This is a genomic window from Stenotrophomonas sp. AS1 (assembly GCF_048957655.1).
Taxonomy (GTDB): Bacteria; Pseudomonadota; Gammaproteobacteria; order Xanthomonadales; family Xanthomonadaceae; genus Stenotrophomonas; species Stenotrophomonas bentonitica_A.
The window spans coordinates 266,342-289,073 of sequence record NZ_JARVXM010000009.1; the positions used below are offsets into that span (position 1 = coordinate 266,342).

A 22,732-nucleotide genomic window follows, 5' to 3' on the forward strand; every position below is an offset into this window, starting at 1 on the left:
CTTACCTTCGTGAGCATGCCCCCCGCATTCATGACAGTCGCAGCCTCGCCGGTGGTGCCGGCCTCCTCCGTCCCCCTGATCGAGCTCGACCGCGCCTGTGTCATCCGCGGCCAGGTCCGGGTCCTGCACGATCTCAGCCTTCGCATCGAACAGGGCCAGCACACCGCCCTGCTGGGCCCCAATGGCTGCGGCAAGTCGTCCTTCATCAAGCTCATCACCCGCGAGCTGTACCCGCTGGCGCATGGCGATGGCACGGTGGCGGTGCGCGTGCTCGGCCAGAACCGCTGGCAGGTGGACCGGCTGCGCTCGCAGCTGGGCATCGTCACCGGCGACCTGAGCAGCAACCTCTCGGACATGCCCGGGCTGACCGTGGAAGAGGCGGTGCTGACCGGCTTCTTCGCCAGCTTCGTGGTGCCGGCCTTCCGCGAAGTGACCCCGGAGATGCGCGAACGCGCGCGTGAAACCCTGGCCATGACCGGCGCCCTGCCCCTGCTGCAGCGTGGCTATGCCGAGCTGTCGGCCGGCGAGACCCGGCGCGTGCTGATCGCCCGGGCGCTGGTGAACCGGCCGCAGGCCCTGCTGCTGGATGAGCCCTCGACCGGGCTGGACCTGATCGCCCGCGAGCAGTTGATCGCCACCATGCGCGAGCTTGCCCGCCAGGGCATCACGCTGGTGCTGGTGACCCACCACATCGAGGAGATCATTCCCGAGATCGAGCGGGTGGTGATGCTGCGCGGTGGCAAGATCCTCGCCGATGGCACGCGCGCGGAACTGCTGCGGGACGGACCGTTGTCCGAGCTGTTCGGCGGCCCGATCCGCGTGGTGGATCAGGCCGGCCGGTTGAGCGCGTTCGCGGGGTGAACGCAAAAGGGGGCCCGCGGCCCCCTACTGCGGCACGGCCATGCCGGATCTGGCCGGATGCCGCCCGGCCGCTCCCGTGGCCGGATGAAGCTGCGATCATGCGGCTCCCCCTCTTCGAGACCTGCCGATGTCGTCGTTCCTGCGCTCTGCTGCCGTTCGCCCGATGCTGGTGACCGCCCTGCTCACCGCCCTTGCCGGCTGTTCGTCAACGGCGGCACCGCGCACCACGGCGGTGGAAGCGTCGGTCACCACCAAGGCGGTCGGCTACCTGCAGGGCAGCGCCGTGCCGGACAGCCTGGCACTGGTACCGGCACCGCCGGCCGCCGGTTCGGCCGGCTTCGCGCTGGATGAGCAGGTCAGCCGTGAAGCCCGTGCCCTGCGCGGCAGCCCACGCTTCGAACAGGCCCACCGCGACGCCGAACTCGCCTTCCCGGCCGGGGCCAATCAGTTCTCCTGCGCGATCGATGTCGACGTGGATGCGGTCAAGACGCCTGCCCTGTACCGCCTGCTGGAACGCAGCCGGATCGATGCCAGCGCGGCCACCCGCACGGCGAAGAAGCACTACCAGCGCGCGCGGCCGTTCATGGTCAATGGTGAGCCCACCTGCTCGCCGGAAGACGAGCAGGACCTGCGCGGCAATGGCTCGTATCCGTCCGGCCATACCTCGATCGGCTGGGCCTGGGCCCTGATCCTCTCGGAGATCGCCCCGGACCGCGCCGACGCGATCCAGGCACGCGGCCGCAACTACGGCGAGAGCCGCCTGGTCTGCAACGTGCATTGGCAGAGCGATATCCTCGAAGGCCGCTTCATGGGCGCTGCCGCCGTGGCACGCCTGCATGACAACGCCGCGTTCAACAGTGACCTGCTGGCGGCACGCAAGGAGATCGCCGCGGCACGCAAGGCAGGGCTGCATTCGGCGCGGGATTGTGCGGCCGAAGAAGCGGTGTTGAAGGTGCGGCCGGCGAGCGCGTTGTAAGGCGGCCAGTCACAACGCGACACCTTACTGGACGTTACTGGACGTTGCCGCGGACAGCAGGGAGACCAGGCTTTCGACGCAACGTCCCCATCTTGAGCAGCTCGATCACCAACATCAGCCCCACCGCCATCAGCACGCTGGCGGCCGGGGCCATGGTGAGGCCCTGAAGCGCCGACAACGCAAAGGGCACCGACGGCACTAGAAACATCAGCCGCAACGGTATCTGCGCGTACGCCAGAAGCACGCCATATCGGCTATGGCGCAGCAGCAGTACAGCCGATGCAATCAGGCTTGCCTGCAGCATCCAGCTTGGCACCAGCATCAGCAGGGTGGCGTACCCATGGCTTTGCAGAACGGCCAGCGACCCATGAACATCATCGACGTAGGGAGTCCGTCCGCGTTGCAGTGCCGACAAGGCGTAGAAAGCGACCTGGACCGCATCCATGGTCGCCCAGAACAGGAACGCCCATCGCCGTGTAGATCGCTTGTAGTCCGTTACGTCCATGCCTTTGATCTTACGTCGAATGCCGCGATTAGACGGCAATGCAACAAAAAACGGCGCGGATTTCTCCGCGCCGTTTTCGTTTCCACAGCGTACCCACCAACGGTGGGTACCTACCATCAGAACTTCGCGGTGAACTCCACGCCGAACGTGCGCGGTTCGTTGAGGAAGCCGGTCAGGTTGTTGAAGTCGATCGCGCCGACCACGCGCACCTGGTCGGTCAGGTTGCGGCCGTACACGGCCACGTCGTACTGGCCGTAATCCCAGTTGTAGCCCAGGCGCAGGCCACCTTCCAGCGAGGAGCGGCTGCGGAACTCCGGGGACTCGTACAGGAAGAAGTTCACTTCGCTGCGGTAGGCCCAGTCGGTGTAGACATAGAACTCGCTGGCATCGTTGACCGGGAAGCCGGCGCGCAGGGTCAGGTTGTGGATCCACTTCGGCGCCTGCGGCAGCGGGTTGCCGTTGACCAGTGCGTAGGTGCCGCCATCGATGACCGTGGTCGGGTCGGTGATGGTGCAGCCGCCGCCACAGATCGCCACCGCCAGATCCTTGTCCTTGATCTCGGTGTCGTTGTAGCTGCTGCCCAGGGTCAGCAGGACGTGGTCGGTCAGGTAGGCCTCGAAGTCGAGCTCGGCGCCCTGGCCGATGGTCTTGTCCGCGTTGAGCAGGGTCGCGGTGTTGTTGCTGCCACCCACGGCGATCAGCTGCTGACCATCGACGTTGTAGCGGAACACGTTGAAGCCCAGGCGTGCGCGGCGGTCGAACAGGTCGGCCTTGATGCCGGCTTCATACGAGATCACCTTCTCCGAATCCGCCTGCGAGACGCCACCGAAGGCCAGACGGCCCTGGATCGACGGCGCGCGGAAGCCCTTCGCCACGCGGGCATAGGCGTTGAGGTTGTCGGTGATCTGGTAGACGCCGCTCAGGTCCCAGCTGACGTCGTTGACGTCGGTCTTGGCGATGTACGGGCCGCTGACCGGCGTACCGAACGGCACGGCCTGCAGCACGCTGGCGCTGAAGTCCTTCTTGTCCTGCGTGTAGCGCACGCCTCCGCGCAGCTTGAAGCGCTCGGTCACGTCGAAATCGCCGGAGGCGAACGCTGCCCAGGCCTTGTTGCGCTGCTGCTGCACGGCATGGCCGGTCTGCGGGTTGCCCGGGGTCAGCGAGTCGTAGTTGAAGCTGTCGATGGTGACGTCTTCATCGAAGTAGAAGACGCCGGCCTGCCAGTCGAAGCGGCCCCATTCATTGGATTCCACGCGGAATTCCTGGGTCCACTGGCGGTGGTGCGGCAGACCATCGGCCGATTCGGAGGCGAACGGGATGTTGCCCGGGCCGTAGTTGCCGGCGCCCAGCAAGCTGGCACCGTAACCGCCGTCGATGTCGCCGTGGTTGAGCGATTCGGCGGTCTCGTAACCGGTGATCGAGTGCAGGGTCACGCGGCCCAGGTCCCACTTCAGGCGCGCGCTGCCGCCCCAGGTTTCCAGGTCGGAGAAGTTCTGGCCATCGGTGGAGACTTCATCGCGGTCGAAGTTCTCGACCAGCTGGTTGGTGCCCGGCTTGATGATGTTGGCGCGGAACAGGCGCGCGGTGCCGTTGAGCTTGCGCTTGTGCAGGTTGAACAGCGCTTCGACATCATCGCCTTCGTACAGGAACTGCACGCGGGCAGCGGCTTCGTCATACCCCTCGAAGCCCTGCGCCGGGGCGCCCTGGCGGGTGTTGGTGACCCAGTCGTCGCGGCGCTGGTACAGCGCGGACACGCGGGCCGACCAGCGGTCGGTCAGCGGGCCGCCGTAGGCGCCCTGCGTGTTCCAGGTGTTGTAGCTGCCGTAGGCGACCTTGATGTAGCCGTCGGCATCCTGCGAGGGACGCGCCGAATCGAACTTCACCACGCCGGCCGGGGTATTACGGCCGAACAGCGTGCCCTGCGGGCCGCGCAGCACTTCCACACCGGCCAGGTCGAACAGCGGGAAGCCCTTCAGCAGCGGGCTTTCCTGCACCACATCGTCATACACCAGCGAGACCGGCTGCGAGGCATTGAGGTCGAAATCGGTGTTGCCCAGACCGCGGATGTAGAAACGCGGGAAGGCACGGCCGTAGGACGATTCGATGTTCAGGCTGGGCACACGCGCCGACAGGAAGCGGATGTCATCGCCGGCCGAACCGAGCACGTCGAGCTTTTCACCCTGGATGGCCGAGATCGAGACCGGCACGTCCTTGGCGTTTTCGACGCGGCGTTGCGCCGTGACCTGCAGCGTATCGAGGGCGACCGGATCCTTGGTGGCGGGGGCGTCCTGGGCTGCGGCCGTCAATGGCAGCAGGGCGGCAAGCGCGACAACGAGCGGGTGCACGGACGGGAAACGGCCGTGGGCAGTGCGGTTCGGGAACATGGCGTTTAGGCTGTGTTGGGAGGGGTGGTGGACCGGCGCTACCAGACAATTGTTGCAGTACAGCAACAGAGCCGCAAACAACGGCTATTCATTACCTGCTCCCGAGCCTGCGCGTTGTGACGGCGATCGCGTCCCGACATCCCCGGTCATCGCCTGAATGCCCTGCCCTGCCGCCCTGCCGGGTCCGCCAGCGCTTCGGTATGCTGGCGGCCCTCGATGCCCATTCACGTTGCCACGCCGATGACCTCACTGCGCCGTACCCGCCTGACGCTGTCCGTTGCCCTGCTCGGCCTGCTGGCCGGTTGCGGCGGTGATCCCGTGCGCCCCACCCCGCCGCCGGCGGCCGTGCCGGTGACCCCGGCCAAGCCGGTCAAGATCGGCATCGCGCTCGGCGGCGGCGCGGCCAAGGGCTTCGCCCATATCGGTGTGATCAAGATGCTGGAGGCCAACGGCTTCGAGCCGGTGGTGGTGTCCGGCACCAGCGCCGGCAGCGTGGTCGGCGCGCTGTATGCCAGCGGCATGGATGCGTTCCAGATGCAGTCCAAGGCGGTCGCCCTGGATGAAGCCAGCATCCGCGACGTGCGCCTGTTCTCCGGTGGCCTGGTCCAGGGCCAGAAGCTGCAGGACTACGTCAACGCCCAGGTCGACAACCGCCCCGCCGAGAAGCTGAGCAAGCCGTTCGCCGCGGTCGCCACCCAGTTGGAAACCGGCGAGCGCACCGTGTTCGTGCGTGGCAATGTCGGCCAGGCCGTGCGCGCCTCCAGCAGCATCCCCGGCGTGTTCGAGCCGGTGAAGATCGGCAAGTACAACTACATCGACGGCGGCGTGGTCAGCCCGGTGCCGGTCGATGCGGCGCGCCAGCTCGGCGCGGACATCGTGATCGCCGTGGACATCTCCAGCAAGGCCAGCGGCAAGGCGCCGACCGGCATGCTCGGCATCGTCAACCAGTCGATCTCGATCATGGGCCAGCGCCTGGGCGAGCAGGAACTGGCACGCGCGGACGTGATCATCAGGCCCAAGGTGCTGGACATCGGCGCGGCCGATTTCGGCCAGCGCAACAACGCGATCCTGGAAGGCGAGAAGGCCGCGATGGCGGCGATGCCGCAGATCCGCGCCAAGGTGCAGCAGCTGCAGAAGGCGCGTGCCGCCGCGCTGGCCCCGCCGCCGGCCACGCCCAAGTGTGATGCGCCTTCGCGCGTGGGCCGGCTGATGGGGCGCAAGGAAAAGTGCGAGGGCTGAAACCCCGCCATCGGTAGAGCCGACCGTTGGTCGGCTGCCGTTCGAGCGACGTTGCCGCGGGGCCATGGGGTTGGGGCAGCCGACCAACGGTCGGCTCTACCGTGCGATCGCGAGGGCGATCGGCGTCATTCCAGCTGCGACAACGGCAGCGCGCGGAATTCCTTGACCGTGCGCAGCACGAAGCTGGAATTGACGTCGGCCACGCCGGCGGCATTGAGCAGTTTGTCGAGCAGGAAGCTGGAGAAGTGCTCCAGGTCGCGCACATAGATGTGCAGCAGGTAGTCCATGTCGCCGGTGAGCGCGTGGCAGGCCACCACCTCATCCCATTCCACGACGCTGTCGGCGAACACGCCGATGGCGTGCTGGTCGTGTTTCTCCAGCTGCACGCGGACGAAGGCCTGCAGGCCCAGGCCGATCTGACGCGGCTCAAGGCGGGCGCCATACCCGGCGATCACGCCCTCGCTTTCCAGCCGCTGGACCCGCCGCAGGCAGGCCGACGGAGACAGGTTGACCCGGGCGGCGAGCTCGGCGTTGGTGGCACGACCGTGTTGCTGGATTTCCGCCAGCAAGCGCAGATCCGTGCGGTCGAACTGGGCATCTCCGGTCATTGCTGCCCCGCAACATGATGTGGACGCAATGATATTGCGCCAACAGGCCATATCCGCGCAACTTTGCAAACCTCTTGCGCGCGCCCTGCCCTAGCATCGGCAGATGACTTCCCAGGAGACCACCACGATGGAAACCGCCACCGCCCCCCGCCGCGTCGAACACCAGCAGACCGACAAGGGATACGTGCCGGTCTATACCACTGCCATCGTGGAACAGCCCTGGGACAGCTACACCGCCGACGACCACGCGACCTGGAGCACCCTGTTCCAGCGCCAGCGCGAATTGCTGGTCGGCCGCGCCAGCAAGGAGTTCCTGCATGCGCAGGATGAGATGGGCATGAGCGCGCACATGATCCCGCGCTTCGACCAGCTCAATGAGGTGCTCGGCGCCGCCACCGGCTGGACCCTGGTGGGTGTGGAGGGGCTGCTGCCGGAACTGGATTTCTTCGACCACCTGGCCAACCGCCGTTTCCCGGTCACCTGGTGGATCCGCCGCCCGGACCAGATCGACTACATCGCCGAGCCGGACATGTTCCATGACCTGTTCGGGCACGTGCCGCTGCTGATGAACCCGGTGTTCGCCGATTACATGGCCGCTTACGGCCGCGGCGGCGTCAAGGCGCATGCCATCGGCCCGGAGGCGCTGCAGCACCTCACCCGCCTGTACTGGTACACGGTGGAATTCGGGCTGATCAACACCGATGAGGGCCTGCGCATCTACGGCGCCGGCATCGTGTCGTCCAAGGGCGAATCGCTGTACTCGCTGGAGTCGGCCGCACCGAACCGGATCGGTTTCGATCTGGAGCGGATCATGCGCACCCGCTACCGGATCGACACCTTCCAGAAGACCTACTTCGTCATCGACAGCTTCGAGCAGTTGATGCAGGCCACCGCGCCGGACTTCACCCCGATCTATGCCGCCTTGGAGGCGAAGGACCATCTGCCAGCCGGTGAGGTGCAGGACGGCGACCGCGTATTCCAGAAGGGTACGGGCGAAGGCTGGGAAGACGGCGGCGACGTGTGAGCGCGCTGGCCGGTCCGGTATCCTGACCCGCATGACCGATGTTTTCGCTTCCCTGCGCGTGGCCACCGTCGATTTCGACGACGACTTCGTCCTGCTGGCCCTCGCCGATGGCCGGCGCACCCGGCAACCCTTACGTTGGGCACCTGCGCTGCACGAGGCCGATGCCCTGCAGCGCGCGCAGTGGGTGCTCACGCCCGATGGGCTGGGCGTGAACTGGCCGGCACTGCTTCCCGCGCGCAAGAAGGGCGTGGTCGATGTGCCGAACCAAGTGTGGGACGACCGCTACGAGGCGGCCCTGGCGCGGCTGAAATCGGCCGGATGGTCGCTGGATGCGCTGTCCGATGAGGACCAGCAGCTGGTGGCGCTGTGGCGCATGGAGGCGGACATCAACAACGGGGGCTTCATGCAGTTCCTGTGCAACTGGGGCGACCCGACCTGCCAGCTGGCGCTGCGCGCGCTGCAGGCAATGGGTGCGGTGCAGACCCACGCGATCCTGGCAGGGATGCGTGGCTTGCTGGACCGGCTGGAGGACGACCCGGAAATCAAGGAACTGACCGACCTGTACGGCGCGATGACCGATGAGGAGCAGGCCGCCCTGCACGCCTTCGACGAAGCCTATTTCGAGCGCCCGGAAGACCTGGCGCGGCTGGGGCTGCAGCACTTCGGCCCGGAGCCGTTGTAGGGCCAGGCCGAGCGTAGGCCCGGCGCTACAGCGCAACGCAGCCCGTGTAGCGCCGAGCCCGTGCTCGGCTGGGTTTCGATCACCGCGGGTACGCCAGCAGCACCACCAGATCCTCCTCGCCCACCTGCTGCAGCGCATGCGAACTGCCCGTTTTCGTCAGCAGCGCATCCCCCGCCGCCACGTCGTACTGCTTCCCATCCAGTACGTAGCTGCCCTGCCCGCTGACGATGTAGTAGATCTCGTCCTTGTGCTGGGGATGCAGGCCGATCCCCGCGCCTTTGTGCAGCACGCGCTTGCGCAGCACGAACGGGAGGTCATCCCCGGCGAAGAACGGATACGCCGTGGTCGGCCCCGCTCCACCATGCGGGCCGGGCTGGGTCACCGCGATGTCACGCTCGTGGACCACGCGCGAGGGTTTGGTGGCCTCACCACCCCGCCCTGCACTGCGCACCTCGCAGTCGATATCGCGCTTCAGCGCCGAGGTGAGTTCCGGCTGCAACGCCACCCAGTCACGCATCACCAGGCACGCCACCGCCGTCGCACCGGCCACGCTGAAGTGCGTGCCGTCGGCCTTGTTCTGCTCGGGTACGAACATGAAATAGGGCCTGGCACCCTGCTCGCCCAGCCCGCGGATCCAGCGCGTGGAGCTGTCGTTGAGATCGATCAGCGCGACCTGCTCGCGGGTCGCCAGCGCTTTCACGGCCTGGGTGTACACACCGTGCGTGTCCAGCAGCGAACCAAAGTCGTACAGCAGCCGCGCCACCGGGGTGATCAGCACCGGCGTGGCGCCCTTGTCGCGCGCCAGCTGCACGTAGCGCTTCAGGAACTGCGGGTAGGCAACGGCAGGATCGGTATAGCGCGTGGGGTCTTCGAACTTGGCGTCGTTGTGGCCGAACTGGATCAGCAGCACGTCGCCACGTTGGAGTTCGGCGGCGATCGCATCCAGGCGCTTTTCGTCGATGAAGCTGCGCGTGCTGCGGCCGCCCTTGGCGTGGTTGCGGACCTCCCACACGGCGGGATCGAGATAGCTTTGCAAGGCCTGGCCCCAGCCGGCCTGTGGCGCGCGCTCCGGGCCGTACTCGGCGGCGGTGGAATCCCCGGCAATGAAGATGCGGTGCGGGGCGCACAGCGCGCTGGGGGCCGCGAGCAGGAACGACAGGGACAACAGCAAACGCAGCATGGTCATGCTCCTGGATGGAGAGCTGCCGGCCAGCGGCCGGCACGACCGGAGCCCACGATCCGCAGCGCAGATCGTGGGCGCGCCAGCGCGTAGCGAGGGTGTTACCGGGCGAGCCAACCACCATCAACCGGCAGCACTGCGCCGTTGACGTAGTCCGAGGCGCTGGAGGCCAGGAACACGGCGGTGCCGCCGAGGTCTTCCGGGGTGCCCCAGCGCGCTGCAGGGATGCGGTCGAGGATGGACTTGTTGCGGTCCTCATCGGCGCGCAGTGCGGCGGTGTTGTCGGTGGCCATGTAGCCCGGGGCGATCGCGTTGACGTTGATGCCCTTGCTGGCCCACTCGTTGGCGAGCAGGCGGGTGATGCCGGCGATGCCGCTCTTGCTCGCGGTGTACGACGGCACGCGGATACCGCCCTGGAAGGACAGCATCGAGGCGATGTTGATGATCTTGCCGCGGCCCTGGGCGATGAAATGCTTGCCGGCGGCCTGCGAGATGAAGAACGCGGACTTGATGTTGACGTTCATCACGTCATCCCAGTCCTGCTCGCTGAACTCCACCGCGTCGGCGCGGCGGATCAGACCGGCGTTGTTGACCAGGATGTCCAGGCCGCCCAGGCCTTCGATGGTTTCGCGGATGACACGCTCGACCGGCTCGATGCTGATCAGGTTCGCTTCGATCGCCAGGCAGCGGCGACCCAGGGCGGTGATCTTGGCGATGGTTTCGGTGGGCGGCGCGATGCCGGCCACGGCGACGTCGGCACCGGCCTGCGCCAATGCGACCGCGATGCCCTGGCCCAGGCCGGTGTTGCCACCGGTGACGAGGGCGACCTTGCCTTCCAGACTGAACGGATTAGCCATTGCGTATGTGGTCCTTGTCCAATGCATAACAGACGCCGCCAGCGCGATGCCGGCGGCGTGTCGGGGTTACTTGAGCTGGCAGATGTCCAGCACGTGCATGTCGGTGTAATCCAGGTTCTCGCCGCCCATCGCCCAGATGAAGGCGTAGTTGCTGGTGCCCGCGCCCATGTGGATCGACCACGGCGGCGAGACGACGGCTTCGTTGTTCTGGATGACGATGTGGCGCTGCGCGTCCGGCTCGCCCATGAAGTGGTACACGCGGTCGTTCTGGCCCAGGTCGAAGTAGAAATAGACTTCGCTGCGGCGGTCGTGCAGGTGCGGCGGCATGGTGTTCCAGACGCTGCCCGGCTTGAGCACGGTCAGGCCCAGCAGCAGCTGCGAGGACTGGCAGGTGGCCGGCACGATGTACTGGTAGATGGTGCGTTCGTTGCTGGTTTCCAGCGCGCCACGGTCCAGTGCCACGGCGTCCTTGATCGACAGCGCCTTGGTCTCGAAGCGCGCATGCGCCGGGGTCGAGGCCAGGTAGAACTGCGCCGGGTTGGCCGCGTCATCGGAAGCGAACACCACCTCGGTGCTGCCCATGGCCACGTACAGGCCGTCCTTCGGACCCAGCGTGAACACGGTGCCGTCTACGGTGACGGTGCCGCTGCCGGCGCCGACGTTGATCACGCCCAGCTCGCGGCGCTCCAGGAACGCGTGGCCGGCAGCCGAGGCCGGCTCGGTCTGCTTGGGCAGCGAGACCGGGCCGTTGACCGGGGCCGCACCGCCGAGCACGAAGCGCTCGTAATGGGTGTACTTCAGGGTCACCGCATCGGCGTTGAACAGACCGTCGAGCAGATACAGCTCGCGCAGGTCGTCATTGCTGGCGCCCTTGATGGCGTCGGGATGGGTGGCGTAGTGGGTCTTGCAGTACATGGCGTCTCCAGAGCAGGGGTGGGGCGATGCGTCGGCCCCGGCGCGATTTCAAGGGATTGTAGCGATTTGGTAAACCGGTGTCATTTTGCAGCGCACGATAGACCGGGGCGGGCCCGGCGTGGTGTCCATGTCAGAAAAGCCGTGTGATCGGCAACGGAGTGCACGGGTGCGTGGCGACGCGTTCATCATGAACGCGCGTCGTTGCCATCGCGGCGCGCGTCAATCCTCGGGCGGCTGGCAGGAGTCGCGCACGATCAGGTGCGGGCGCACGCTGGCGTGCTGCATCACCGCCTGGCCATCGGGCTGGATCAGCATGGCCGCGGCGGTGCGGCCGGTATCGCGCGTGTGGCGGCGCACCGAGGTCAGCGACGGCCACAGGCGCGATGCCAGCGGGCTGTCGTCGTAGCCGATGATCGACAGCTGGCGCGGAATGTTGATGCCGGCCCGCAGGGCGACCTTGTAGATACCGGCGGCCATTTCATCGTTGCCGGTGAAGATGGCGGTCGGGCGCTGCTTGCCCAGCAGCAGCTTTTCGGCCGCGGCCACGCCGGATTCGAAGGTGTAGCCGGCCTCGACGATGCGAGCGGGGGGCAGCTCGATGCCGCGCTTGGCCAGCGCATCGATGAAGCCGGCGGTGCGTTCGTGCGCCGAGCGGTACGCGCTCGGGCCGGTCACCAGGGCGATGTCGCGGTGGCCCAGGGAAAGCAGGTAATCGGCAGCTTCGGCCGCGCCGTCGCGATCGTGGGTGACCACCATCTGCGAGGTGTCATCCAGCGGCAGCGAGGCGATCCGGGTGAAGCGGCAGCCGATCTCATCGAGCATGTCCACCAGCGCCTGGTCTTCGGAGGCACGCGGCACCAGGATCACGCCGTGCAGCTTCTGCTGCTGCACGAAGCGGCGCACCCCCTCGATGTAGCCGGGGCTGCGCGAATCGCAGGGGTGCACGACCAGCTCGAAACTGGAGCCGCGCAGCGCGTCCAGCGCGCCGTACTGCATGTCCACGATGTACTGCGCGGTCGGGTTGTCGTACACCATGCCGATCAGGAACGAGCGCCGGAACGCCAGCCCCCGGGCCAGCGGGTCCGGCGTGTAACCGACCTCGCGCATCAGCGCTTCGACCTTCTCGCGCGTGTCCTTGCGCACCAGCGGCGAGTTGTTGATGATCCGCGAAACGGTCTTCTTCGATACCCCGGACAGACGCGCGATGTCGTTGATCGTGGCGGCCTTGCCTTTGGTCAATCCGTGCGGCGACGGATCGGTTTTGCTGCGCAATGACATGTCGTTCAAACCGGGGATGAGTCAGGGGATTCTAGCGGGGAGCTCAATCAAGGGCGCGGTAGCGGAAGTTCCGGAACTGGACCTTGCCGTCACCGGCAGCATAGATCGCCGGCTTCAGGGCCAGGAACTTGCCCGCCACATTGTGATGGTAGCCGGAGACTTCCATCTGAACCGGGTACTTCTGCCAGGTTTTGCCATCGGTGCTGGAGTGGATGGTCACGATGTGGCGGTTGTTGGTCACCCGCAGCCACAGCGTGCCACCGGTGGCGCTGGGGGCCAGCCGGGTGGGGCGCTCCTCGCCGTAGCGGTGCATGATGAACTTCTCGCCGTTGCTGCCCACGCCCACGTACAGGCGGTCGCTGTAGAAGAGCAGGGCACCGCCCACTGCGCCCGGGGCAATCTCCATCTCCACCTCGAACTGGTAGGCCTTGTCGCCGGCGATGGCGGTCAGCGGCGAGCTGTCGCGCGGGGTGCTGCCCTTGCCCTGCAGCACCATGCCCTTGCCGGTGAAGCCCAGGCGCTTGTACTCGTCCTGGGCCGGGTTGAAGAACGACCACTGTGCGCCGAGGGTCTTGCCGCGGAAGTCATCGGACAACGCCATGCCGTGCTGGCCGACCGATGTGCCCGAAGGCATGGCCAGCGGCTGGCCGAGGTCGCCGCCCTTGGCCACGAACCAGCCATCGGCGGTCCATTCGATCGGCTCCAGCAGGGCCTGGCGGCCCAGCGTCCAGTACCCGTTCTCGTAGCCGTGATACATCATCCACCAGCGCCCGTCGGTGCCTTCGATCACCGTGGCGTGGCCGCGCGACCACCACGGCTCGGCGGCCGACTGGGTGCGCATGATCGGGTTGTTCGGCGCGTTCACCCACGGGCCGTGGATCGAGCGCGAGCGCGCGGTGATCACCATGTGGCCGGTGGGCGGGCCAGCGGTGCCGCCCACGGCGGTGGTCATGTAGTACCAGCCATCGCGGAAATTGATCTTCGGGCCTTCCTGCGCATAGGCCTCCACGTCCCAGCTTTCCGGGTACTTCCAGCCGTCGTAGACGTGCTTCGGCGTGCCGACCACGCTCAGGCCGTCGTCGGCCAGCTGCACATAGTCGCCGCCGCTGAGGAACAGGTAGCGCTTGCCGTCTTCGCCTACCGCATGGCCGGGATCGATGTAGCTGCCCAGGCCGATGTCGATCGGCTCGCTCCACGGGCCCTTGATGTTGTCGGCCCAGACCACGAAGTTGCTGCGGGTCTCCCCGGTGCGGGCGGGGAAGTAGATGTAGTAGCGGCTGCCGTGCTTGACGATATCCGGGGCCCAGATCGCCCCCACGTTCCTGGTGATCGCATGGCCCAGCGGCTGCCAGTTGACCAGGTCGCGCGAGTGCCAGATCGGCAGGCCGGGGTAGGCATCGAACGAGGACAGGGTGAGGTAATAGTCGTCGCCATCCTTGAGCACGGACGGGTCCGGACGGTCGCCGGCGAACACCGGGTTGAGGAAGGTACCGTTGCCCAGGTCGGCCTGGCGCTGGTTCTCGATCCCGCGCTTCCAGGCGGTGGCCGGCTCGGCGGCGTGTCCGGCGCCGGCCAGCAGCAGGCAGGCGGTGGCGAAGCTCGCCAGGGTCTTCCTCAAGTGCATCGTCTCTCTCCCTTGAACGTATCGTGGGCCGGCCGCGCTCAGCGCGCCCCGGGCCCGGCAAGACGCTGTTGCCAGCGTGGGTACTCGGTGGTGATCAGGGCCTTCGGCCAGGTGCCGTACCAGTGGTAGCCGGTGCGGCGCTCGCGCGGAATCTGATCGAAGGTGGCCACGCGTTCGCCCTCCCGGTTGGCCAGCACCACCGAACTGTCGCGCAGGTCATGGAAGCGCCCCCACAGCAGTGGGGCATCCGTATCGGCGACCAGGCGGCGATCCACCGTGGTGCGATGGAACTGGAACTGTTCCGGCGTGGTCTGGAAGGTCTCCAGCCGCCAGCCGGTCAGCGCGTGCGCCTGGAACCACGCCATGGCGGCGTTGACCGAGGCGACCACCTCCGGCGATGGATCCGGGATCGACATCAGGTAGCGGACCACGCCGACACTCTCGTCGGTGACCAGCGCCGGCAGTTCGAACTTCCGGCCCTGCGCGGGCTGCAGGGTGGTGCGGTCGTACTGGCCGGCCCAGATCGTCGGCACGCCGTCCTGGCGCACCTGCAGGCGCAGCAGGCAGGCATCGCCGGCGGTCACGGCCGCGTCCACGCGGGCACGCTGATCGGCCGTGATGAAGCCGAACACCGGCTCGCGCTGCACCCGCCGCAGCGTGGTCAGCACACCGCTGGTGACGTCGTCAGCGAAGGTGATATGGCCATGGTAGGAGGTGCGCGACGGCACCGAGTGCGGCCAGCCGCCACACGTTGGAATCTGCTCGGCGAGGATGAAGTCCAGGCCGCGCACGGCCGCATCGCGATAGCGGGCCTCCCCGCTGCGCGCGAAGGCCTCGGCCAGGTAGCTGACCTGGGTGTAGATGTTGCGGTTGTCGAAGCTGCCGCCGGGCGTGGCCTGGTCGGCCGATGCCTGGGCCCTGGCGGCCTCGTCGAGGATCCGCTGGGGATCCTGGTTGACCGCCCAGCCACCACCGCGCCGCTGCAGCGCGACCAGGTTGTCGGCGATCTGCCGGTACTGATCGGGCCGATAGCGCGGGTAGTCCGTGCCGTGGCCGCTCTGCCAATGGTTGATGCCGTCCTGGAAGCCGCGCAGCGCGATGTCCTGGCCCTGCGCCATGGCGGCGCAGGGCAGGGCGATCCACAGCAGGGCAGCCAGCCGCCGCACGCTTACGCGCGCAGCAGGGCGGGCAGCCACAGCGACATTTCCGGGAAGAAGGTGACGATCAGCAGCACGCCGAGGGCAGCGAACCAGAACGGCCAGATCGAGCGCATGCTCTCACCCACGCTGATCTTGCCGATCGCGGTACCGATGAACAGCACCGAGCCCACCGGCGGCGTCACCAGGCCAAGGCCACCGGTCAGCACCAGCACCAGGCCGAAGTGGATCGGATCGATGCCGTAGGCCTTGGCCACCGGCAGGAAGATCGGCGTGCAGATCAGGATCATCGGCGCCAGGTCCATGAAGGTGCCCAGCAGCAACAGCATGATCACGATCATCAACAGCACCATGAACTGGCTGTGCGCGAACGACTGCAGGAAATTGACCGCCGCCGACGGCACTTCCAGATAGGCCAGCAGCCAGCCGAACACCGCCGCGGTCGCGATCACGAACAGGATCACGCCGGTACTGCGCGCGGCATGGGTGACCGTGCCGAGGAACTCGCGCCAGTCCAGCTGGCGATACAGCACCGTGGTCACCAGCAGGGCGTAGACCACGGCGATCGCCGCGCTTTCCACCGCGGTGAAGATGCCGGCGCGGATACCGATGAAGATCAGCGCGACCAGGCCCAGGCCGGGCAGGGCCGAGACCAGCCGCAGCAGCACCGCGCGCCAGCCCGGGAAGATCTCCACACCATAGCCGCGACGGCGCGCGACCACGTAGCCGGTGATCATCAGGGCGACGGTCATCAGCAGCGCCGGCACGATGCCGGCCGCGAACAGATCGGCGATCGACAGGCCCCCCCCGGCCGCGGCCGAGAACAGGATCAGGTTGTGCGAGGGCGGCACCAGCAGCGCGACCAGCGCGGCGGTGATGCTGACGTTGACCGCGAAGTCACGGTCATAGCCGCGCTTGACCATCTGCGGAATCATCGTGCCGCCGACCGCCGAGACATCGGCGATGGCCGAACCGGATACACCGCCGAAGAACAGCGAGGACAGGATCGACACCTGGCCCAGGCCGCCGCGCATGCGCCCGACCAGCGAAGACGCCAGTGAGATCAGGCGCTCGGAGATGCCGCCGCGCATCATGATTTCGCCGGCGAAGATGAACAATGGAATGGCGATCAGCGAGGCCGAGCCGGTACCGGCCGAGATCTGCTGGACCAGCACCAGCGTCGGCAGATCCAGGTACCACAAGGTAGCCAGGGCGGCGGCGGCGAGCGCGAACGCGACCGGCACACCGAGCAGCAACAGCACCGCGAACACGGTGAAAAGAATGGTGATACCCATGACTCAGCGATCTCCCTCGGCAACGGCATCGGCCGGCCGTACAGCCAGCGCCATCTGGTTCACGGCGAAGATCGCCATCAAGGCGCCACCGATCGACAGGGGCAGGTAGTTGATGCTCTGCGGCAGGTTGGCGCCGGCGGCCTTGATGTCCAGGCCGTCCATCAGCAGCACGGCCGCCCACCAGGCGATGACCACGCCCAGCACGGCCACCACCAGCGCGGCGAACACATCGACCGCGCGGCGCAGGCCCGGGCCCATGTGCGCGGCGAGCAGGAAGAAGCCGAAATGGCGGCGGGTATGCACGCCGGTGGCCGCGCCCAGGCTCATCGCGGTGGCGAGCAGCAGCAGCGTGACCGGCTCGGTCCAGCTGGGCGAATCATTGATCACATAGCGGGCGAACACCTGCCAGCCCTGCACCACCACCAGGCCCAGCAGGGCGATGACGGCAATGTAGATCGCCACATCGGCGATGACGTTGAGCAGGCGCTGCGGCGCGGTCGGGGTGATGACGGTTTCGGAAGTCGAGTCGGACATCGCGTCGGGGCCTCAGGCGAAGTCGCGGATGCGACGGGTGAGGGCGGCCAGCTCCGGCTGCTGCAGGTAACGCTGCAGCAGCGGGTCGGCGGCCTTGCGGAAGGCCGGCATGTCGACCTCGTTGAACTTGATGCCGAAGTCGGCCACGGCCTGGCGGGCGGTGTTTTCCGAGGCATCCCACTGCTCGCGCATCACCTGCACCGACTCGCGTGCGGTCTCGATCACCAGGGTGCGGTCGGCCGGGCTCAGCGCATCGAAGCTCTGGCGCGACATCAGCAGCACGTCCGGCGCGTAGGAATGATCGCTCTGCGACCAGTAGTGCGCGGCCTCGAAGTGGCGGCTGGAGTGGAAGCTGCGCATGTTGTTTTCCGCACCGTCGATCATGTGCGTTTCCATGCCCGAGAACGTATCGCCCAGCGACATCGGGGTGGGGTTGGCACCGAGCAGGCGCATCAACTGGATGAAGATGTCCGAAGACGCCACGCGCAGCTTCAGGCCATGCAGGTCCTTGGGTTCCACGATCGGATGCTTGGTGTTGTAGAAGCAGCGCGCGCCGGAGTCGTAGATGGCCAGGCCGACCAGATCGCGGGTTTCAAAGCCCTGCAGGACCGTATCGGCAACGCCACCATCGAGGGCGCGGCGCATGTGCGCCACCGACTCGAACACGTACGGCAGGCACAGGCCCTGGGTCAGCGGAAATGCGTTGTTGAGCGCGCCGGAGTAGACGCGGGTGATGTCGATGGCGCCGAAGCGGGCCATGTCGATCGCCTCGGACTCGCGGCCGAGCTGGCCGGAGTGGTACTGGCGCAGGCGCAGCCGGCCGCCGGTTTTTTCTTCCAGCGTCTTCCCGATCCATTTCACCGCCGTGACGGTGGGATAGTCGGCGACGTGGACGTCGGTGGCGGTCAGCAACTGCGCACCAGCCGGTGCGGCGTTGGACGACCGCGAACAAGCCGTCAGCGCGGGCGCGGCAAGCGCGCCCAGACTGGTGGCCAGGAAACTTCTGCGAGTGAACATCTGCGCCCTCCCAAGCGTGCTCGCCATGTCCGCGCGGTCAACCGGCGGCGATGGCCTTGCAGGTAATGTCGCCGTAGCCGACGAAACGGATCAATGCTTGCTGGCCCACGGCGATATCGTGGATGCCGGTAGCGTTGCCACTGGCGATCAGGTCGCCGGCCTTCAACGGCCGCCCACGCTGCGCCGAGCGGCCCAGGGCGAAGGCATAGGCGGTACGCAGGCCACCGGGCAGCAGGGTCGCGCCACCGGTGCCGACGACCTCGCCCTCGATGCGGGTTTCCGCACGCAGGTCGGCATCGTCCAGGCGGGTCCAGTCCGGGATTTCCGGGCCCAGCACCAGGCCATTGTTGTTGCCGAAGTCCGACACCACCACGCGCGGGCCGAGCTTGTTGATGGTCGCCAGCGGGCTGCTGGCCACTTCAACGCCGATGAAGAGCTTGGCGGCCAGGGCCTCGGCTTCTTCCGGAGTCCACTGCAGCTTGTCCGCCGGGGCGTCTTCCTGCAGCTGGATCACGTACTCGGCCTCGACCGCGCCGAAGCCCCCGACGAACACCGGAATCTCTACTGTTCCACCGGTAGCATTCCAGAGTTGACGCGAGAAGATCGGGCCCAGCAGCCGATCGTCGCCGGAGACATCGCGGCGCTCGGCGGCGATGTAGCCCACCTTCCAGCCGACCACCTGGTCGTCCCACAGCGCGATGGCCTGGTCCTGTACCTGATAGGCGGTGACGAGGTCTTCCGGGATGGTGCCCGGGAAATCCGGCAGGGATTGGCCGTGTTGGCGGGCGCTGACGAAGTGCCGGGCGATCTCGCCCAACCCCTGGTCGGGCAGGTCCTGTTTGCCGTGGTCGTTGCTCAAGCGGGTCTCCCGGAAAAATTGTTGCACTGCCAATCGACAGCGGTTGGATGTGCTGTATATGGTAAACCGGTGTCATTGGCAATGTGCAGCGCATCAGAACGGCTGCCGGTCAGGCACGATGCCTGTTCCCCTGCCGGAAGGACGTCCGCCGATGCGCCGCCCCCTAGTGTTGTCATTGTTGCCTTTCCTGCTGCTGGCCTGCGGCCTGGTGCACGCGGCCGAGCATGCCGTGCCGGACACCGAGCCGGCCGCTGGCGCGGCGGACCGGATCGCGTTGTGGCCGGCGGGCGAGGTGCCGGGCGAAGCCGGCCCGGCCAGCGTGCCCAACGTGGTGGAGCGCAGCCATGATCCCGCCCTGCCGGATCGCTACATCGACAACGTCAGTGCGCCCTACCTGGTGGTGTACCGGCCACCACGCCCGAACGGCAGCGCGCTGCTGGTGGTGCCCGGCGGCGGCTACCAGCGCATCGTGCTCGACAAGGAAGGCACTGCCCTGGTGCCGGCCTTCGTCGAGCAGGGCGGGGTGACCCTGTTCGTGCTGCGCTACCGGCTGCCCGCCGGCCGCAGTGATCGCCAGGCCGCCCTGGCCGATGCGCAGCGTGCGATGCGGGTGATCCGCGCCGATGCCACGCGCTGGCAGATCGATCCGCAGCGCGTCGGGGTAATGGGGTTTTCGGCCGGCGGCCACGTCGCGGCACGGCTGAGCAATGGCTTCGATGCACCGGTCTATCCCCATCGCGATGCCATCGATGCACTCAGCGCACGCCCGGATGTCGCTTTGCTGATCTACCCGGTGATCGACATGGGCGCGCACGCGCATACCGGCTCGCGTGCGCGCCTGCTTGGCCCGCACCCCGATGCCGCGCTGCAGGCGCGGTTCTCGATGCAGGAGCAGGTCCGCACCGATACGCCGCCGACCTTCCTGGTGCATGCGCAGGACGACAAAGTGGTCTCGGTCGACAACAGCCTGGTGTATTACCAGGCGCTGCGGCGCGCCGGCGTCGCCACCGAAATGCATCTGTTCCCGTTCGGCGGCCACGGCTTCGGCGTGCGCATCCCGGCCGGTTTGACCGCCGCGCAGTGGCCCGAGCTGGCCCTGCGCTGGATCCCCTCGCGCCACACGGAGCCCGCGCGCCATGACTGATACCCCCGCCGATCTTCAACGGCGTCGTTTCCTGCGCGACAGTGCGCGCTACGCACTCATGCTCGGTGCTACCAGCCTGCCGCTGTTGCCGGCCTTTGCCGGGGTGCCCGGCCCGCGCCACGATGCCGCGCCGCTGGCGCGTGTACGCAGCGGGCGCCTGCGCGGGCAGCTCGAGCAGGGCGTGAATGTGTTCCGCGGCATTCCCTACGGCGCCGATACCGCGCCACGACGCTTCCAGCCGGCCGTGCAGGAATCGGCCTGGCGTGGCGTGCGTGATGCACTGGCGTACGGCAATGCCGCGCCGCAGGGCGGTAACGAAGGGCCGGGCAGCGAGGACTGCCTCTACCTCAACGTGTGGACCCCGGCGCTGCGCGACGGCGGCAAGCGGCCGATCGTGTTCTATATCCATGGCGGTGCCTACAACAACGGCTCGGGCAGCGACCCGCTGTATGACGGCAGCGCGTTGTGCCGGCGTGGCGACGTGGTCGTGGTCACGGTCAACCATCGGCTCAACGTGTTCGGTTACCTGTACCTGGCGCAGCTGGGCGATGCGCGCTTCGCCGATTCGGGCAATGTCGGCCAGCTCGATCTGGTCCAGGCGCTGCAGTGGGTACGCCAGCACGCGCCGGAGTTCGGTGGCGATGCGGGCAACATCACCGTGGTCGGCCAATCCGGTGGCGGGGCGAAGATCGCCACGCTGATGGCGATGCCGGCCGCACGCGGCCTGTTCCAGCGCGCGTGGACGATGAGCGGGCAGCAGGTCACCGCTGCCGGCCCGCGTGCGGCCACCCAGCGCGCGCAGATCGCGATGCAGGCCGTGGGGGCGGCCGATGCCGAGGCGCTGCGCACGATGCCGATGGAAGCGCTGCTGGCCGCCACCCGTGCACGCGATCCCTCGCGCGTGGAGAACAGCAGCCTGTACGTGGGCCCCGTGCTGGACGGTCGCTCGCTGCCGGTGCATCCGTTCTGGCCGGAGGCGCCGGCACAGTCCGCCGGAATCCCGATGGTGATCGGCAACACCCACGATGAAACCCGCGCCTTCCTCGGCAACGACCCGGCCAACTTCGCCCTGACCTGGGAGACGCTGCCGGCCAAGCTGGAAAAAGAGCAGTACGTGGACCTGCTGCCCTCGGTGGTGATCGCCGAGTACCGCCGCCTGTATCCGCACTACACGCCTTCGGAGGTGTTCTTCGCCGCCACCACCGCCGGTCGTTCATGGCGCGGTGCGGTGGAGGAACTGGAAGCGCGTGCACGCCAGGGCGCACCCACCTGGGCTTATCAACTCGATTGGGGCTCGCCGCTGGACGGCGGCAGGTTCGGTGCGTTCCACACCCTGGATATCCCGCTGGTGTTCGACAACATCGACCGCCCCGGTTCGCGCACCGGCAACGGCGAGGAAGCCAGCCGCGTGGCGGCCACGATGAGCGAGGCCTTGATCGCCTTCGCCCGCAATGGCGATCCGAATCATGGCGGACTGCCACGCTGGCAGACCTATTCGATCAACCGCCGCGAAACGATGCTGTTCGATGCCACCTCACAGCAGGCCGACGACCCGCGCGGTGGCGAGCGTCGTCTCTATCAGCAGGCACCCTTCATCCAACGAGGCACATTCTGATGCGGTGTACGTCCTGGCTGCTCGGCAGCGCACTGTTCGCCCTGATGAGCGCGGCGCAGGCCGCCGTGGATCCGGCGGTGATGGACCGCCCGGCACCGACCCCGATCCGCGCCAGCAAGATCGTGCTGGTCGGCGATTCCACCACGGCCGTGCAGGGCGGCTGGGGGCCGGCGTTCTGCGCACGGCACGTGACCTCGTTCCTGACCTGCACCAACCTCGCCCGCGGCGGCCGCAGCACCTACAACTACCGTGCCGAAGGCTCGTGGGCGCTGGCCGAGGCGGAGATGCGCATGCCGGGCTATGCGCAGACCTGGGTACTGATCCAGTTCGGCCACAACGACCAGCCAGGCAAGCCGGGCCGCTCCACCGATCTGCAGCGCGAGTTCCCGGACAATCTGCGCCGCTACGTGCGCGAGGTCCGCGCCGCCGGTGCACAGCCGGTGCTGCTGACCCCGTTGACCCGCCGCCAGTTCGCCGACGGCGTGCTGATCGATGATCTGGCCCCGTGGGCCGAGGCCGTGCGCACTGTTGCGCGGGAACTGGAGGTGCCGCTGGTCGACCTCCACGCACGCAGCCGCGCGGTGGTGCAGGCGCTTGGGCCGGTAGCCTCGATGCCGCTGGCACAGGCGGCCGCCACGTCTGCGCAGGTGAGTGCGGCGCTGGGCGGTACGACCGTGGGTGCAGCGCCCGTCGCTGGCGCACCCGTCGCGCAGAACAACGCCGCCACCGAGCCCATGGGGCAGGCCAAGGTCGCCTTTGATTACACCCATCTGGGCCCGGACGGCGCGGCGCTGTTCGCCACACTGGTCACCGAGGAACTTGCCCGTCAGGTTCCCTCGTTGCGGACGCTGCTGATTCCCTGATCAATAGGCAAGTCCGACGATTTCTTTCGAATGGCGGGGTATGTCGGAGATCGTGGGGCAAACGGATGTGATCCAGGTCAAACACGTTGTTCACCCGGATCGCCTAGACTCGGGG

General features: G+C 67.4%; 21 protein-coding genes. 8 read left to right on the forward strand and 13 right to left on the reverse strand.

What is annotated here, in order from left to right:
- Positions 1–30: 30 nt before the first annotated feature.
- On the forward strand, positions 31–861 hold the full coding sequence (locus PV764_RS18315; protein ID WP_421117236.1) for an ABC transporter ATP-binding protein: 831 nt from the start codon (positions 31–33) through the stop codon (positions 859–861).
- 127 nt (positions 862–988) lie between these two features.
- On the forward strand, positions 989–1,837 hold the full coding sequence (locus PV764_RS18320) for an acid phosphatase (RefSeq protein ID WP_421117237.1): 849 nt from the start codon (positions 989–991) through the stop codon (positions 1,835–1,837).
- Between the two features lie 34 nt (positions 1,838–1,871).
- On the opposite strand, the gene PV764_RS18325 is transcribed toward PV764_RS18320, so the two are convergent.
- A complete protein-coding gene (locus tag PV764_RS18325) occupies positions 1,872–2,459 on the reverse strand; it encodes a hypothetical protein (RefSeq protein ID WP_421117239.1) in 588 nt (195 codons plus the stop codon).
- Positions 2,459–4,726 (reverse strand): TonB-dependent receptor, encoded by a 2,268-nt coding sequence (locus PV764_RS18330; RefSeq protein ID WP_421117240.1) that lies wholly within the window; start codon positions 4,724–4,726, stop codon positions 2,459–2,461. Before PV764_RS18330 ends, PV764_RS18325 begins: the two co-directional genes overlap by 1 nt.
- Positions 4,727–4,966: 240 nt before the next feature.
- On the opposite strand from PV764_RS18330, the gene PV764_RS18335 reads away from it, so the two are divergent.
- Positions 4,967–5,965 carry a patatin-like phospholipase family protein gene (locus PV764_RS18335; RefSeq protein WP_019184101.1) on the forward strand — a complete coding sequence of 333 codons (999 nt, stop codon included), beginning with the start codon at positions 4,967–4,969 and terminating at the stop codon, positions 5,963–5,965.
- Positions 5,966–6,090: 125 nt separating this feature from the next.
- On the opposite strand, the gene PV764_RS18340 is transcribed toward PV764_RS18335, so the two are convergent.
- Positions 6,091–6,573, reverse strand: coding sequence for an Lrp/AsnC family transcriptional regulator (locus PV764_RS18340; protein WP_019184100.1), 483 nt, complete (start codon positions 6,571–6,573; stop codon positions 6,091–6,093).
- A 127-nt stretch (positions 6,574–6,700) separates the two neighbouring features.
- Here PV764_RS18340 and phhA point away from each other — a divergent pair, with 127 nt between their 5' ends.
- Both phhA and PV764_RS18350 read left to right on the forward strand, forming a co-directional pair.
- Positions 6,701–7,597 carry a phenylalanine 4-monooxygenase gene (gene phhA / locus PV764_RS18345; RefSeq protein ID WP_019184099.1) on the forward strand — a complete coding sequence of 299 codons (897 nt, stop codon included), beginning with the start codon at positions 6,701–6,703 and terminating at the stop codon, positions 7,595–7,597.
- 31 nt (positions 7,598–7,628) lie between these two features.
- Complete coding sequence (locus PV764_RS18350; protein WP_421117241.1) at positions 7,629–8,279, forward strand: DMP19 family protein; 651 nt, start codon at positions 7,629–7,631, stop codon at positions 8,277–8,279.
- A gap of 79 nt (positions 8,280–8,358) precedes the next feature.
- Here the strand turns inward: PV764_RS18350 and PV764_RS18355 are convergent, their stop codons facing one another.
- From PV764_RS18355 to PV764_RS18400, 10 genes are all read right to left on the reverse strand, one after another.
- Complete coding sequence (locus PV764_RS18355; RefSeq protein WP_421117242.1) at positions 8,359–9,459, reverse strand: GDSL-type esterase/lipase family protein; 1,101 nt, start codon at positions 9,457–9,459, stop codon at positions 8,359–8,361.
- 101 nt (positions 9,460–9,560) lie between these two features.
- A complete protein-coding gene (gene kduD, locus PV764_RS18360) occupies positions 9,561–10,316 on the reverse strand; it encodes a 2-dehydro-3-deoxy-D-gluconate 5-dehydrogenase KduD (protein ID WP_019184096.1) in 756 nt (251 codons plus the stop codon).
- A gap of 66 nt (positions 10,317–10,382) precedes the next feature.
- Entirely contained in the window at positions 10,383–11,231 is an 849-nt protein-coding gene (kduI, locus tag PV764_RS18365) for a 5-dehydro-4-deoxy-D-glucuronate isomerase (protein WP_070426314.1), read from the reverse strand.
- A 219-nt stretch (positions 11,232–11,450) separates the two neighbouring features.
- The gene (locus PV764_RS18370; protein ID WP_046274231.1) at positions 11,451–12,509 is read right to left on the reverse strand and encodes a LacI family DNA-binding transcriptional regulator; all 1,059 of its coding nucleotides are present in this window, start codon (positions 12,507–12,509) and stop codon (positions 11,451–11,453) included.
- A gap of 43 nt (positions 12,510–12,552) precedes the next feature.
- Positions 12,553–14,133 carry a family 43 glycosylhydrolase gene (locus PV764_RS18375; RefSeq protein ID WP_102788785.1) on the reverse strand — a complete coding sequence of 527 codons (1,581 nt, stop codon included), beginning with the start codon at positions 14,131–14,133 and terminating at the stop codon, positions 12,553–12,555.
- Between the two features lie 38 nt (positions 14,134–14,171).
- On the reverse strand, positions 14,172–15,329 hold the full coding sequence (gene pelA, locus PV764_RS18380; protein ID WP_421117243.1) for a pectate lyase: 1,158 nt from the start codon (positions 15,327–15,329) through the stop codon (positions 14,172–14,174).
- Positions 15,302–16,585 (reverse strand): TRAP transporter large permease, encoded by a 1,284-nt coding sequence (locus PV764_RS18385; protein ID WP_019184091.1) that lies wholly within the window; start codon positions 16,583–16,585, stop codon positions 15,302–15,304. Before PV764_RS18385 ends, pelA begins: the two co-directional genes overlap by 28 nt.
- A 3-nt stretch (positions 16,586–16,588) precedes the next feature.
- Positions 16,589–17,119, reverse strand: a complete 531-nt coding sequence (locus PV764_RS18390; RefSeq protein ID WP_019184090.1) for a TRAP transporter small permease — start codon at positions 17,117–17,119, stop codon at positions 16,589–16,591.
- A 12-nt stretch (positions 17,120–17,131) separates the two neighbouring features.
- A complete protein-coding gene (locus PV764_RS18395; RefSeq protein ID WP_026069922.1) occupies positions 17,132–18,136 on the reverse strand; it encodes a TRAP transporter substrate-binding protein in 1,005 nt (334 codons plus the stop codon).
- 37 nt (positions 18,137–18,173) lie between these two features.
- A complete protein-coding gene (locus PV764_RS18400) occupies positions 18,174–18,995 on the reverse strand; it encodes a 2-keto-4-pentenoate hydratase (RefSeq protein WP_083279831.1) in 822 nt (273 codons plus the stop codon).
- A gap of 151 nt (positions 18,996–19,146) precedes the next feature.
- Between PV764_RS18400 and PV764_RS18405 the strand changes: the two genes are divergently transcribed.
- The 3 genes from PV764_RS18405 to PV764_RS18415 are packed head-to-tail and all read left to right on the forward strand — an operon-like array spanning position 19,147 to position 22,617.
- Positions 19,147–20,139 (forward strand): alpha/beta hydrolase, encoded by a 993-nt coding sequence (locus PV764_RS18405; protein ID WP_341987030.1) that lies wholly within the window; start codon positions 19,147–19,149, stop codon positions 20,137–20,139.
- A complete protein-coding gene (locus tag PV764_RS18410) occupies positions 20,132–21,754 on the forward strand; it encodes a carboxylesterase/lipase family protein (RefSeq protein WP_421117244.1) in 1,623 nt (540 codons plus the stop codon). Before PV764_RS18405 ends, PV764_RS18410 begins: the two co-directional genes overlap by 8 nt.
- Positions 21,754–22,617, forward strand: a complete 864-nt coding sequence (locus PV764_RS18415; RefSeq protein WP_052727457.1) for a rhamnogalacturonan acetylesterase — start codon at positions 21,754–21,756, stop codon at positions 22,615–22,617. Before PV764_RS18410 ends, PV764_RS18415 begins: the two co-directional genes overlap by 1 nt.
- Positions 22,618–22,732 lie beyond the last annotated feature (115 nt).

What these genes read in the sequence shown, in the direction of transcription:
- PV764_RS18315 (WP_421117236.1), top strand. Translation starts at nt 31, where the DNA reads ATGACAGTCGCAGCCTCGCCGGTGGTGCCGGCCTCCTCCGTCCCCCTG.
- PV764_RS18320 (WP_421117237.1), top strand. Translation starts at nt 989, where the DNA reads ATGTCGTCGTTCCTGCGCTCTGCTGCCGTTCGCCCGATGCTGGTGACC.
- PV764_RS18325 (WP_421117239.1), bottom strand. Translation starts at nt 2,459, where the DNA reads ATGGTAGGTACCCACCGTTGGTGGGTACGCTGTGGAAACGAAAACGGC.
- PV764_RS18330 (WP_421117240.1), bottom strand. Translation starts at nt 4,726, where the DNA reads ATGTTCCCGAACCGCACTGCCCACGGCCGTTTCCCGTCCGTGCACCCG.
- PV764_RS18335 (WP_019184101.1), top strand. Translation starts at nt 4,967, where the DNA reads ATGACCTCACTGCGCCGTACCCGCCTGACGCTGTCCGTTGCCCTGCTC.
- PV764_RS18340 (WP_019184100.1), bottom strand. Translation starts at nt 6,573, where the DNA reads ATGACCGGAGATGCCCAGTTCGACCGCACGGATCTGCGCTTGCTGGCG.
- phhA (WP_019184099.1), top strand. Translation starts at nt 6,701, where the DNA reads ATGGAAACCGCCACCGCCCCCCGCCGCGTCGAACACCAGCAGACCGAC.
- PV764_RS18350 (WP_421117241.1), top strand. Translation starts at nt 7,629, where the DNA reads ATGACCGATGTTTTCGCTTCCCTGCGCGTGGCCACCGTCGATTTCGAC.
- PV764_RS18355 (WP_421117242.1), bottom strand. Translation starts at nt 9,459, where the DNA reads ATGCTGCGTTTGCTGTTGTCCCTGTCGTTCCTGCTCGCGGCCCCCAGC.
- kduD (WP_019184096.1), bottom strand. Translation starts at nt 10,316, where the DNA reads ATGGCTAATCCGTTCAGTCTGGAAGGCAAGGTCGCCCTCGTCACCGGT.
- kduI (WP_070426314.1), bottom strand. Translation starts at nt 11,231, where the DNA reads ATGTACTGCAAGACCCACTACGCCACCCATCCCGACGCCATCAAGGGC.
- PV764_RS18370 (WP_046274231.1), bottom strand. Translation starts at nt 12,509, where the DNA reads ATGTCATTGCGCAGCAAAACCGATCCGTCGCCGCACGGATTGACCAAA.
- PV764_RS18375 (WP_102788785.1), bottom strand. Translation starts at nt 14,133, where the DNA reads ATGCACTTGAGGAAGACCCTGGCGAGCTTCGCCACCGCCTGCCTGCTG.
- PV764_RS18385 (WP_019184091.1), bottom strand. Translation starts at nt 16,585, where the DNA reads ATGGGTATCACCATTCTTTTCACCGTGTTCGCGGTGCTGTTGCTGCTC.
- PV764_RS18390 (WP_019184090.1), bottom strand. Translation starts at nt 17,119, where the DNA reads ATGTCCGACTCGACTTCCGAAACCGTCATCACCCCGACCGCGCCGCAG.
- PV764_RS18395 (WP_026069922.1), bottom strand. Translation starts at nt 18,136, where the DNA reads ATGTTCACTCGCAGAAGTTTCCTGGCCACCAGTCTGGGCGCGCTTGCC.
- PV764_RS18405 (WP_341987030.1), top strand. Translation starts at nt 19,147, where the DNA reads ATGCGCCGCCCCCTAGTGTTGTCATTGTTGCCTTTCCTGCTGCTGGCC.
- PV764_RS18410 (WP_421117244.1), top strand. Translation starts at nt 20,132, where the DNA reads ATGACTGATACCCCCGCCGATCTTCAACGGCGTCGTTTCCTGCGCGAC.
- PV764_RS18415 (WP_052727457.1), top strand. Translation starts at nt 21,754, where the DNA reads ATGCGGTGTACGTCCTGGCTGCTCGGCAGCGCACTGTTCGCCCTGATG.